The sequence below is a fragment of the Xenorhabdus sp. PB30.3 genome, from assembly GCF_963895965.1.
Lineage (GTDB): Bacteria > Pseudomonadota > Gammaproteobacteria > Enterobacterales > Enterobacteriaceae > Xenorhabdus > Xenorhabdus stockiae.
In genome coordinates this window covers 15,419-27,955 of record NZ_CAWQMW010000151.1, presented here as the reverse complement: position 1 = coordinate 27,955, position 12,537 = coordinate 15,419, and the positions used below count along the sequence as shown (strand labels likewise).

Here is a 12,537-nt window from a genome sequence, read left to right as displayed (position 1 = left end):
CTTTATTTCTTTAGTGTGAAGACATATCCCATAAGGCACGAAATCATCAGGGTGAGAAACATTGAGAAAGGATGATTGTCACTATTTTAATAAATTAAACGAGGAATTTAATTTTTATATATGTTCTAATTCCAACCTCATATAATATTTTGATCTAGCTTATACTTTTCAATTTGAAAATTGTTTGATGAATTTTTCATGTGCTATCTTCATCTGCGTGGATTAACAATTAAATATGACGGGCGAATAGTTAATGAATATAAATATACAAGAAAATAATATTAGTATACTCGCTGGCAATTCACGTGTTTATCTTGATAAAGAGGATAAAATAGTTGTCGAAGCACAACTAAAAGCCTTTGAAGCAGCGCTTGTATTAGCAAAAAAAATCCAAGAAAAATGTGGTCAATTACCAAAAATATCTATAGCCTTCGATCACCGTGGAATATTTCGTTTACAATTCTTGGCAGATAATCTATCTAACTCTCAAAAAAGAAACCCTCGTTTGAGCCAACTCCACACCTCGATTGTAAACGTTTTTTTACCCATAGCTGAAAAGCATCAAATATCACTTGGTGAAATACGAGTTATTCACGAAGATTCCGCTAGACAACACTTAGTTCACATCCTTGCCTCTGAAGAAATCCCCGAAATACTCAAGCAACGTATGGTTTCCAAAAGCACATCAGATTCCAAACCATCAATGTCTGATGTTTCTTATGAAGAGCCAACTCAAAAACTCACCTGCGCAGCTATTACAAAAGAATATTTTGAAAAAGCAGCAGGTAATAATACAGATACTCTTTTGGAAGTATTCTTTGAAGATTGTGTGTGGTCTAGAGCACTAGCATATGCTCGCGGACTTCAACTTAGCCATATGTTAGGTGTTTCCAGTGCTATTCGTCTTAATCTCGTTAGTGAAACTGGTGATGTGAGTCAGGGTGATATAACACTTGCCTAATTATTTTAAATAATATAATTCCATCTTCACATTACAAAGCAGAACATTATGCAAACTCTATCCAAATTAATATATCTAGATAATAATGCTACAACTGCATTAGATCCCGAAGTGCTTCAATCTATGATGCCTTATCTTACTCATGAGTATGGCAATGCATCTAGTATTAGCCATGCTTTTGGCTGGAAAGCCAGAGAGGCCGTTGAGCATGCCAGAAAATTAATTTCATCATCAATCAATGCGGTAAGCCCATCGGATATTATATTTACATCTGGCTCAACCGAGTCGATTAATCTTGCCATCACAACTCTTCAGCATAAAAATAAAAAAGGGCATGTCATCACATCAATGATTGAGCACAAGGCTGTTCTTGATTGTTGCGCTAAACTTGAATCAATGGGAATAGATGTCACCTATGTGCAACCGCAAAGTGACGGTGTTGTATCCCCTGCCTCAATATATAGCGCATTGAGAGATGATACTTATCTGGTTTCTATTATGTCGGCAAATAATGAAATTGGTTCATTGCAAAAAATTGAGGAAATAGGCGCTATTTGTAAAGAGCAGGATATAATTTTTCATACTGATGCTACACAGGCGCTTGGCAAAATAGAGTTTGATGTACAACGTTTGAATATTAGTCTGGCCTCATTTTCTGCACATAAAATATATGGGCCGAAAGGTATTGGAGCACTTTATATCAACTCGCGCGATAAAAATATTGTTTTATCTCCCCTCATTGTTGGTGGCGGACATGAACGGGGTCTGCGCTCTGGGACTCTTAATGTCCCAGGGATAGTAGGGTTTGGTCGTGCAGTTGAGTTGTCTGTTAAAAACTTACCAGACGAATCACAGAGATTAGGTCACCTGAGAAATATACTGCGACAATATCTTATTGAAAATGTGGATGGTATTCGGATAAACGGTCATCTAACTGCATGTCTGCCGGGGTTACTTAATGTAACGTTTGAAGGAATAGATGCAGACTCGCTGTTGCTTGAGCTTTCTGATATTGCACTGTCCTCAGGGTCTGCATGCACGTCTGCAAACAGAGATTCGTCACATGTGCTAAAGGCTATAGGTGTTAGTAATGAGCACGCTCAAGCCAGTGTACGTTTCGGGTTGGGAAGATTTAACAATGAAGAAGAAATAGACTATGTTTGCCATAAGTTGAAAGAAGCAATAAATAAACTGAGGTCTATGGTTCCAAGAGCATTCAGTTCTTAGTGATATAGGATTTGATTTATGCGAACGACATCAGCACTTTTTCTCCTCTTCGGCACGACTTTTACTGCGGGTGGATATGGAGCGACTTTCTTAATTTCTGAATTTTTTCGGTCACAAGGAGGGAGTGATATTGACGCAGGAATGACACTGAGTGTGGCTTTAATCGGCACTTTGATTGGTGTTCCTTTAGTTGGATGGTTTGCCGGGAGGCTGGAAGCATCGCGTTTCGCAGCCTTAGCAGCTTTATCAGTGTCATGTGGTTATTTTTTTCTCAGCAGTTCCGCGGGTGATCTGAGTTACATGCCACGTATAGGCGCGTTTTTGATTGGCCTTGGTTGGGGTATGTTCTATATCAGCGGGCCAATGGCGTTGTCTGAACGTATTTCTGATGTAGATAGAGGATACTGGTTTACACGTTTCAGTGCTTTCCAGATGGCAGGAATTTGTGGCAGCCCCATTTTACTCTACGTCGTTGTTGAACAGGTAAAAATACCTATCTTAATAGCTTTTCTTCTGGTTGGTATTGTTGCTATTTTTGCATCGCTATTTTTCATGGTATTTGGGTTTAGAGAACCTCAGGCTCAACGGGAATTATCATTAAGACCCTGGATAAAGAATATATCGAAGATTGCGGCTACTAGTGCAATCCGTCCGATTATTATGGTAGGACTGGGAGGCTGCGTGTTTTCTGGCATGATGTCGTTCCAGAGTTCAATAGTGGAAGGAACAGATTCAAGAGCCAGCACATTTTTTGCTGTTCATGTAGTGACTGTGGTTATATCACGGCTTCTGCTGGCTCGCTATTTATCAACTGTACCTCGTATTCCACTTGTTATCACACTTATGTCATTTTTAGTTCTGGGTATTTTATTTTTGTTCGGTATACCTGTTCATTCAGCCTTTCAGATTGTAGCCGCTATTTTAACGGGTCTGGGGTATGGGTTGGTATATCCCGTTATCCAAACTTGGGCGATAAATGAATCTGCTCTTGAGAATCGCCACGCAGCTCTTACTTGGTTCGTTGTCTCTTACTTTGTAGGGATATTCGGTTTTCCAATAATAGGTGGTTGGATATTAGTTGAAGCAGGTAAATCCTTATTTATCACTACGCTCGCTGCAATAGCCATTCTTGAGCTTGTTATAGCGTTACCAAGGCAACAATCGGGTGGGGTTGTCCTAGAGAAATAAAAGGTTCTGTTGGATTCAATCATAACCACCCATATAGCGGGTGGTTATGGTTATCTCTTGCTTTATATTGCCTGATTACCTGATATTGTTTTTCTACTCAGATAAAGCCCTAATAACACTCCCATCGCAGACAGCATCAGCATATAGTATGCGGGAGCTAATTGCGTATATTGCATTAACAGAGTGATGATAATCGGTGTTAGCCCGCCAAAAATGGCATAGGCCAGATTGTATGAAAAAGAAATACCACTGAAGCGGACTTCCGGTGGATAACTGTGAACCATAATAAAAGGTACAGCACCGATAACTCCCACAGAGAACCCTACGATTGCATAAGCACTGTATAGTCTGATGGGGTCATGGCTGATATTGTGATAGAAGAACCAAGCGGCTGCGCCCAGTAATAAGCTGCCTGCCAATAAAACTTTGCTGGCACCCCATTTATCGCAGAAATGCCCGACTAATACGCAGCTAATAAAAAGTGACACAATTGCCAGACTGTTGGCTTTCAGCGTCATGGATTGTTCAAGATGGAAAACTGTCTGCATATAGGTAGGAGTCATCAGAATGACGACGACAATACCCGCAGAAAGAAGCCAGGTCAGCAACATGGAAACAGTAATAGCTCGTTTATGATTCTGAATGACGGATTTCAGGGGTAAACCATCTGATAATGCCTTACGTGCCTGCATTTCCTTAAATATTGGCGTTTCATGTAGCCAGCGACGCAGGTACATGGCACATAGGCCAAAGAGACCACCAAGGAAGAAAGGCAGACGCCATGCCCAGTCTAAAACTTCCTGTTTACTGTAAACCGAAGTAATTGCTGTTGCGACCAGAGAGCCAAGCAAAATGCCGAGAGTCAATCCCGCAGTTAATATTCCGCAGGCAAAACCGATATGTTTACGGGGAACATGCTCTGCCACGAATACCCATGCACCGGGAACTTCACCACCGATTGCCGCTCCTTGCATAATTCGCATAACTAACAGAAGTAGTGGGGCGATGATGCCAATTGTAGTGTAGGTCGGTAACATGCCGATAATTAATGTAGGTAAAGCCATTAGCAGGATACTGAGAGAAAACATTTTTTTGCGCCCGGCCAGATCACCAAAATGCGCCATGATGATCCCGCCTAAAGGCCGTGCCAGATAACCGGCCGCAAAAATCCCAAAAGTCTGGAGTTGTCGGAGCCATTCAGGAATGTCTGCAGGGAAAAACAGTTCCCCCAGTACGACAGCAAAAAAAACAAAGATAATAAAGTCATAAAACTCTAATGCACCGCCTAAAGCTGCCAGAGAAAGAGTTTTATAATCCTGTTTGTTTAGAGAACGATTGTGATGTTGTGACATAAGGTACCGATTTATAGTTATAAAATATTTTTCATATGAGTTTATATACTTTATGGATCTCAATATGTAGTTAAGGAAACTACATATTGAAAAACAGCAGGTATACTGATGATTCTATCAGACTCTAATAAAGCTAAAAACAAATCTAATTTAATATTAAAAGGTATTTAATCTGTAGTTTTTATAAGGTGGGGTAACATTATAATATTATAGATGTTAATCTTCGGTTTTAGGTAAAAGACAAGTCATCAGACAAAATTACATTTTTATCTTACAGGCAGTGCGCTCTATTTTTTCTTTTCATTTCAACTTGATGTGGGAGCAAATCGTTAATCATTGCTTCATAACAATTCTTGAAAATATCAACAGCCTGATTGATTATCCGATGATGTAAAACACCCTTTATGCAATAAATATCTAATTCTATTGGAATAGCAGAAAGACATTACCATCTATGAAATAGATCTCCTTTAATTTTTATCTGGTTCAATCACATTGATCCATAAACATTGTATTGAATATATGAATCTACGCATTGCTTCCTATAAAAGAAAACAATGTATTAGATTTACGATAAGCATTATCTATTTCTAATAATATGATTTATTTTATTATTCTGATTTTTCACACAGCGCAGAACCGTTATCGTGCCATTGCGCTGTGTTTTGAGAATAGAAAACCATAAGAGATAGGCCTGTTACAGGCCTATAATAACCTAAGAGATACTTTCAACATCCATCCCGGCATCTTTCCAGCCGGAAAACCCTTTTTTAAAGTGGCGGGCACGAATGCCTTTGGCGCGTAATAATTCAAGGGCATTATCAGAAAGAACGCAGTAGGGGCCGCGGCAGTAAGCGATAAGATTTGAGTTGGAAGTCAGTTCATCTAATCGGCTCTCCAGTTCATCAATCGGTATATTGATGGCATTCGGTAAATGCCCCTGATTGAACTCTTCTTTCGGCCTGACATCCAATAATATGGTGCTCTTTTCCTTGATTCGATCCAGCAATTCATCCCATGAAATAGCTTCCTGATTATCCATATCATCAATCAATCTGCGCATTTCTGCCCGATTAAACTCAGCATATTTCTGGATAGTGGTAATGATATCCATCACCGGACCATCCCCCAGACGATAAAACACATGTTTACCGACTTTACGGGATTGCAGGATCCCTGAACGTTTTAAATGTTGCAGATGCTGGGATGTGTTAGCAATAGACAGACCGGAAAGCTCTGACAGGCATTCGACGGATTGCTCAGAATTCATCAGGCACTCAAGTAATGTCAGGCGATGGACATTTCCCAGTACTTTGGCTATTTCGGCAATCTCAACAAGAATTTGTTTATCAAACATTGACATCTGGTTCCCAATATCATGATATTCAATAGATTCATTGAATATCATGATATCAAAGTTTTTCCGATGGTTCGAGCACTAGGCAAAGTAATGACTAATACGGCTCGTCTTTCAAGTTGCCTCTTTGTTGGCTGTGCTCGCTCACCCCAGCCACCGACTTTATAAATATATGGCTATCTATGTTCCCAGAGATGAATTCCCTTGCCGCCGCGATGCAGCTTGCTCTTAACGAGAATGAGTTATCTGGAATATCGCGATCATCGTCACATTTTTATGACGAGAAATTTGAGTGATTTACAAAAGAAACTAGGCTTTAAAATTGAATTATCACTATTTTAAACATTTACGCAGATATACTTGTTGTTCTTTAAGTTGAAGTTATTGTCAGTTGCTTCACTTGAAGATCTTTAGGGTATAACTCCTGACAATGATTTCCTGAATTGCTGTGTTGGAAGGGTTGTCAGGTTTTTTTTCGCTTGAATAAAGTGTACTACTTTGTATTCCATTCAATATACCCGCCCTCTTTCAAGTTGTCTTTTTGTGGCTGCATTCTACTCATTCTGGTTATCATTACATAAATATAGTTTATGTATACTTTTAGGTTGTTAAAGAGGCTTCTACCTTTCATCGAGCAGTGGCTACCGCGATACATCTTGAAATCCATGGGTATAGAAAAATAACACGCTATGGAAGAATGGGGAAAAAATAGTATGAAATACCAGCTATTAGCTCAGGAAATTATTGCGGATGTTGGTGGTCAAGGGAACATTATCAGTCTCATCCATTGTGCAACCCGGCTACGATTTAAATTACGGGATAGTGCTCTGGCTAACATTGATAAGTTAAAAGCTCAGTCAGGTATTATCACGGTTATCGAAAGCGGAGGTCAGTTTCAGGTAGTTATCGGGAATCAGGTCGGTGATGTTTATCAGGCTGTTCAGCAAGAACTGACTTCTGCTGAGCAAACATCAGATACCGCTGAGCTTCCGAACTCCGCTAACAATAAAAAAGACAGCCTTTTTAATCAGTTTATTGATGTTGTATCCGGTATTTTCACCCCATTTTTAGGTGTTATGGCAGCGGCGGGTATTTTGAAGGGGCTGCTTGCGGTTGCTGTTACTCTGAAATGGATGTCTCTTGATAGCGGGACTTATCACGTCTGGTATGCTGCCAGCGACTCTTTGTTCTACTTTTTTCCTCTATTGCTCGGTTATACAGCCGGTAAGAAATTCGGCGGCAATCCTTTTATTACGATGGCCATCGGGGGAGCATTGGTTCATCCGATGATTATCTCCGCCTTTAAGGCATCAACAAGTGCGGGAAGCACTACCGAGTATTTCATGGGGATCCCGCTCTCATTCCTGAACTACAGTGCATCGGTAATCCCCATTATTTTTGCTTCCTGGGTTAGCTGTAAAGTGGAGAGAAAGCTGAATGATCACATCCCTGCCACGATTAAGGGATTCGTCACTCCTCTTATTTGTCTCATATTGATTGTTCCACTGGTGTTTCTGGTTATCGGGCCAATGGCTACATGGCTGAGTCAATTGCTGGCTGGTGGTTATCAGGCGGTATATGGGGTAGCTCCTGCACTGGCTGGGGCGATTATGGGCGCAGTCTGGCAGGTTTTTGTGATTTTCGGCCTTCATTGGGGATTCGTTCCTCTTGCTATCAATAATTTGGCGGTTCTCGGGCACGATACATTAACACCTCTGTTGCTGCCCGCAGTGATAGGGCAAACAGGGGCGGCCTTTGGGGTATTTTTGCGTACGCGGGATGCGAAATTAAAAATGCTGGCGGGTTCTGCTGCGACTTCCGGTATGTTCGGTATTACTGAACCTGCGGTTTATGGTGTGACTTTACCTTACCGACGCCCATTTATTTTTGGCTGCGTTGCGGGGGCAATTGGTGGTTCGGTGGTGGGGTATTACCAAGGCGCAATTTATTCAGCGGGGCTGGTGAATATTTTTACCTTCACTCAGATGATCCCACCAACAGGCATCAATAACACGGTGTGGGGAGCGATGATTGGCACAGCGCTGGCCTTTATCATTTCTACTGTACTGACATGGCTGTTTGGGCTTCCGGCCTCTTCTAATTCTTTGCTCAGGCCTTCTACAAAAGAAAGTTAACAGTGAAAAGTATCATTAAAACCCTATTGATCAATTAGTTTGTAACCCGAGAGGATATTTGTATGAAACAGTTTCCGACACATTTTCTGTGGGGAGGGGCTATTGCTGCCAATCAGGTTGAAGGCGCTTATTTAGCTGACGGAAAAGGCCTTTCTACTTCGGATGTCCAGCCACAGGGAATTATGGGGCCGGTCATTGAGCGAGAGTCTGAGAGTACACAATATCTTAAAGATATCGCTATCGATTTTTACCATCGTTATCCCGAAGATATCGCTCTGTTTGCAGAAATGGGATTCACTTGTTTGCGGACTTCCATCGCATGGAGCCGGATTTTTCCTCAGGGCGATGAAATGCAGGCCAATGAAGCGGGTCTGGCATTTTATGACAGGTTATTTGATGAAATGGCGAAATACGGAATTCAGCCAGTCATTACGTTATCCCATTATGAAATGCCGTGGGCGTTGGTTAAAAAACACGGTGGATGGGGAAATCGTAAATTAATTGATTTCTTTGAGCGTTATGCGCGCACAGTTTTTACTCGTTATCAGAAAAAAGTGAAATTGTGGCTGACATTCAATGAAATCAATATGTCACTGCATGAGCCACTAACTGGCGTCGGGTTACCGAAAAACAGCACACAGTCAGAAATCTATCAGGCTATTCATCATCAATTGGTTGCCAGTGCCCGCGCGGTAAAACTTTGCCATGAAATTATCCCTGATGCCCGTATCGGCAATATGTTACTGGGTGGGCTGATGTACCCACTGACTTGTAAACCGGATGATGTGCTGGCGACTCTCCGGCAAAACCAGAAATGGCTGTTTTTTGGTGATGTTCAGGCTCGTGGGACATATCCGGGTTATATGCTGCGTTATTTCCGGGAACATGGTATTGAAGTCACGATAACTGAACAGGATAAGCTTGAGATGCAAAACACGGTGGATTTTATCTCATTCAGTTATTACATGAGTGGGTGTACTTCCGGCAATGAAGCGGACTATCAGAAAAAGCAGGGTAATATTCTGAATATGATCCCGAATCCCCATCTGGCCAGTTCAGAATGGGGATGGCAGATAGACCCTGTCGGATTGCGAACGTTACTGAATTTATTATGGGATCGTTACCAGAAGCCGCTGTTTATTGTTGAGAATGGACTGGGAGCCAAAGATACCGTAGAAGCCGATGGCACAATTCAGGATGATTACCGGATTAGCTATCTTAATGACCATCTTGTGCAGGTTAGGGAAGCCATTGAAGATGGAGTGGATGTCATGGGTTACACCAGCTGGGGAGCCATTGATTTGGTTAGTGCCTCAAAAGGGGAGATTTCCAAGCGTTACGGGTATATCTATGTTGATCAAAATGAGCAGGGAACCGGAACGCTGGAACGCCGTCGTAAGAAAAGTTTCTATTGGTATAAACAGGTTATTGAAACGGGCGGTGGCAGCCTGATTTGAGCCAGCTCAGCTTCTCAAAGGTTCTGATGTATTCAGAACCTTTTCAAAATCTAATTTCTGCTGGTTGAGCAATAATAAGTTGAGTAATAACAACAGTCAGCCAGCATTAAGATCTTAACGGCGGGCACTTTTAGGCCTGAAGGCTGAGACAATGCTTTCATCAGTTTCGATATAGGGGCCATCTAACAACTGAATGCAATAAGGTACACTGGCAAAAATTCCGGGTACTAAGACTTTTCCGCTATCATCTTTCAGCCCTTCCAGCGTTTCTGCTATAGCTTTAGGCTGCCCGGGTAAGTTAAGAATTAATGCCTGATTGCGGATCACGCCTACCTGACGGGATAAAATTGCGGTGGGTACAAATTGAAGGCTGATTTGGCGCATCTGCTCACCAAATCCGGGCATTTCACGATCAGCAACTGCCAGAGTTGCATCCGGGGTAACATCACGACGAGCAGGACCTGTTCCACCTGTTGTCAGAACTAAATGGCAGCCCAATTCATCAACTAATTCGCACAGAGTTTGTTCAATCAGGATTTGCTCATCAGGGATCAGGCGGGCTTCTATACTGAAAGGCGTCGTTACCGTTTTTCCCAACCATTCTTCTAATGCAGGTAGACCTTTGTCCTGATAAATACCATTGGAAGCACGATCAGAAACAGACACGAGGCCAATGCGTAATACATTCATGCGAACCTCAATTAACAGCAAATGATAAAAATAGTGAAAGTGAAAAAGGCGACACGGTTATTATGTCGCCTTTAAGGAATAAAAAATATACACTTCGTCTTTCAAGTTGCCTCTTTGTTGGCTACGCTCGTTCACCCCAGTCACATAGTTCTCTATGTTCCCGGGGATTCTCTCCCTTGCCGCCGCGATGCAACTCGAAATCCAATGGGTATAGTGTGCCGCTCAGGACTACAGCAAGTCAGCGATCATGCTCTCAAGTTTACCCTGATCGATAGCAAACTTACGGATACCTTCCGCCAGTTTTTCGGTTGCCATCGCATCCTGATGATGTTCCCAATAGAATTCAGCTTCAGTCATTGCCGCAGGACGTGGCTTGATTTCACCTTCATAGCTGAGTTTGTGCTCAACTTCGCCTGCTGTTTCAGACAGCTCTTTCAGCAATGCTGGAGAGATAGTCAGACGGTCACAGCCAGCCAGTTCCAGAATTTCACCGGAGTTACGGAAACTTGCACCCATAACAACGGTGTTATAGCCGTGTTCTTTGTAGTACTGGTAAATTTCAGAAACAGAAATCACACCCGGATCTTCGTTTGGTGCGAATTCTTTCTTATCACTGTTTGCTTTGTACCAGTCCAGAATACGGCCAACGAATGGAGAAATCAGGAAAACACCTGCTTCTGCACAAGCACGAGCCTGAGCAAAAGAGAACAGTAGAGTCAGGTTACAGTTGATACCTTCTTTTTCCAGTTGCTCCGCAGCGCGGATACCCTGCCATGTGGAAGCCAGTTTGATCAGAATACGGTCATTGCTGATGCCCGCTTCGTTGTACAGTTTGATCAGGCGTTTTGCTTTTGCGACACTGGCTTCGGTGTCATAAGAAAGGCGGGCATCAACTTCAGTGGAAATACGGCCGGGGATCAGTTTCAGAATTTCCAGACCGATGTTAACCGCCAATTTATCGCCGGCATCAATGATCTGTTGTTCACGGGAATCGCTCTGAGCACGTGCCCATTCAATGGCGTCATCAATCAGTTGGCGATATTCCGGGATCTGGGCAGCGTTCAAAATCAGAGAAGGGTTAGTTGTTGCATCTTGCGGCTGATACAGTTTCATTGCCGCGATATCCCCGGTATCTGCTACAACTGTTGTCAGTTTACGCAGGGAAGTCAGTTTATCGGTCATGTTTAATATCTCATCGTTATACGTAAAATCTTTGGCATTGTTGCCTCGCCATCCTGTGATAATAACATGGTCAGGCTCGGCTCGTAAGCTAGGAAAATCCTATCGTTGTTATTCCCCTTTTTCCGGTTATTTTTGCTAAATTGGAGAGGAAAAGCCTCGATTATTGAGAATAACCATTCAAAAATTCGGAACAAAATCATGCTTATTACTATTTCACCGGCCAAAACACTTGATTATGAAAGTCCGCTTGCTACAAAAAAGTATAGTCAACCTGCATTACTGGAGGAGTCAAAACAGTTAATTGATGTCTGCCGTACGTTAACACCGGCACAAATCAGCAGTCTGATGGGGATCAGTGACAAACTGGCGGGACTGAATGCCGCACGTTTTGGTGAATGGCAGCCGGATTTTACACCGGAAAATGCCCGTCAGGCGATCTTGGCTTTTAAAGGTGATGTTTATACCGGGATGCAGGCAGAAACGTTCTCAGACGCTGATTTTGATTTTGCCCAGACTCATTTAAGAATGTTATCCGGATTATATGGGGTTTTGCGTCCGCTTGACCTGATGCAGCCTTACCGTCTGGAAATGGGGATCAAACTGGAAAATCCCCGTGGTAAGGATTTGTATAAATTCTGGGGAGATCACATCACGGAAAACCTGAATGCGGCACTGGAACAACAGGGGGATGATGTTCTGGTCAATCTGGCATCTGACGAGTATTTCAAATCCGTCAATACGAAAAAGCTGGCAGCCCGGATTATTAAGCCGGTCTTTCTGGATGAAAAGAATGGCAAATACAAAGTCATCAGCTTCTATGCGAAAAAAGCCCGCGGCCTGATGAGCCGGTTTATCATTCAGAACCAGTTCACTGATCCTGCACGGCTGGTGGAGTTTAATCTGGAAGGATACGCGTTTGATGAATCTCTATCTAAAGAGAATGAGCTGGTGTTTAAACGCTCTGAGCAGCATTGATAATCAGTAGCAT

At 42.4% G+C, this 12,537-nt stretch carries 9 protein-coding genes and 1 pseudogene; 6 read left to right on the top strand and 4 right to left on the bottom strand.

Annotated elements, in window-relative coordinates:
* Positions 1-259 precede the first annotated feature (259 nt).
* Genes AACX38_RS14690 through AACX38_RS14680 form a run of 3 tightly spaced genes read left to right on the top strand, consistent with a single transcriptional unit; the run spans position 260 to position 3,376 of the window.
* On the top strand, positions 260-961 hold the full coding sequence (locus AACX38_RS14690) for a hypothetical protein (RefSeq protein WP_193757140.1): 702 nt from the start codon (positions 260-262) through the stop codon (positions 959-961).
* 48 nt (positions 962-1,009) lie between these two features.
* Entirely contained in the window at positions 1,010-2,188 is a 1,179-nt protein-coding gene (locus tag AACX38_RS14685) for a cysteine desulfurase family protein (RefSeq protein WP_228864786.1), read from the top strand.
* Positions 2,189-2,206: 18 nt separating this feature from the next.
* Positions 2,207-3,376 (top strand): MFS transporter, encoded by a 1,170-nt coding sequence (locus tag AACX38_RS14680; RefSeq protein ID WP_228864784.1) that lies wholly within the window; start codon positions 2,207-2,209, stop codon positions 3,374-3,376.
* Between the two features lie 62 nt (positions 3,377-3,438).
* Here the strand turns inward: AACX38_RS14680 and AACX38_RS14675 are convergent, their stop codons facing one another.
* Positions 3,439-4,728, bottom strand: coding sequence for an MFS transporter (locus tag AACX38_RS14675; RefSeq protein WP_228864783.1), 1,290 nt, complete (start codon positions 4,726-4,728; stop codon positions 3,439-3,441).
* A 715-nt stretch (positions 4,729-5,443) separates the two neighbouring features.
* Positions 5,444-6,085, bottom strand: a complete 642-nt coding sequence (locus tag AACX38_RS14670; protein WP_099120816.1) for an ArsR/SmtB family transcription factor — start codon at positions 6,083-6,085, stop codon at positions 5,444-5,446.
* A 713-nt stretch (positions 6,086-6,798) separates the two neighbouring features.
* Between AACX38_RS14670 and AACX38_RS14665 the strand changes: the two are divergent.
* Positions 6,799-8,205, top strand: a pseudogene (locus AACX38_RS14665) (PTS transporter subunit EIIC); the annotation flags it as partial.
* Between the two features lie 77 nt (positions 8,206-8,282).
* Positions 8,283-9,677 (top strand): glycoside hydrolase family 1 protein, encoded by a 1,395-nt coding sequence (locus AACX38_RS14660; protein ID WP_228864781.1) that lies wholly within the window; start codon positions 8,283-8,285, stop codon positions 9,675-9,677.
* 114 nt (positions 9,678-9,791) lie between these two features.
* Here AACX38_RS14660 and mog read toward each other — a convergent pair whose 3' ends face one another.
* Entirely contained in the window at positions 9,792-10,367 is a 576-nt protein-coding gene (mog, locus tag AACX38_RS14655; protein ID WP_099108803.1) for a molybdopterin adenylyltransferase, read from the bottom strand.
* A 228-nt stretch (positions 10,368-10,595) separates the two neighbouring features.
* The gene (gene tal, locus AACX38_RS14650) at positions 10,596-11,549 is read right to left on the bottom strand and encodes a transaldolase (RefSeq protein ID WP_099108802.1); all 954 of its coding nucleotides are present in this window, start codon (positions 11,547-11,549) and stop codon (positions 10,596-10,598) included.
* A 198-nt stretch (positions 11,550-11,747) separates the two neighbouring features.
* Here tal and yaaA point away from each other — a divergent pair, with 198 nt between their 5' ends.
* A complete protein-coding gene (gene yaaA / locus AACX38_RS14645; protein ID WP_228864778.1) occupies positions 11,748-12,524 on the top strand; it encodes a peroxide stress protein YaaA in 777 nt (258 codons plus the stop codon).
* Positions 12,525-12,537: the final 13 nt, after the last annotated feature.

Excerpts from the sequence above, each read along its gene's own strand:
- AACX38_RS14685 (WP_228864786.1), top strand. The coding sequence starts at position 1,010 with ATGCAAACTCTATCCAAATTAATATATCTAGATAATAATGCTACAACT.
- AACX38_RS14680 (WP_228864784.1), top strand. The coding sequence starts at position 2,207 with ATGCGAACGACATCAGCACTTTTTCTCCTCTTCGGCACGACTTTTACT.
- AACX38_RS14675 (WP_228864783.1), bottom strand. The coding sequence starts at position 4,728 with ATGTCACAACATCACAATCGTTCTCTAAACAAACAGGATTATAAAACT.
- AACX38_RS14670 (WP_099120816.1), bottom strand. The coding sequence starts at position 6,085 with ATGTTTGATAAACAAATTCTTGTTGAGATTGCCGAAATAGCCAAAGTA.
- AACX38_RS14660 (WP_228864781.1), top strand. The coding sequence starts at position 8,283 with ATGAAACAGTTTCCGACACATTTTCTGTGGGGAGGGGCTATTGCTGCC.
- mog (WP_099108803.1), bottom strand. The coding sequence starts at position 10,367 with ATGAATGTATTACGCATTGGCCTCGTGTCTGTTTCTGATCGTGCTTCC.
- tal (WP_099108802.1), bottom strand. The coding sequence starts at position 11,549 with ATGACCGATAAACTGACTTCCCTGCGTAAACTGACAACAGTTGTAGCA.
- yaaA (WP_228864778.1), top strand. The coding sequence starts at position 11,748 with ATGCTTATTACTATTTCACCGGCCAAAACACTTGATTATGAAAGTCCG.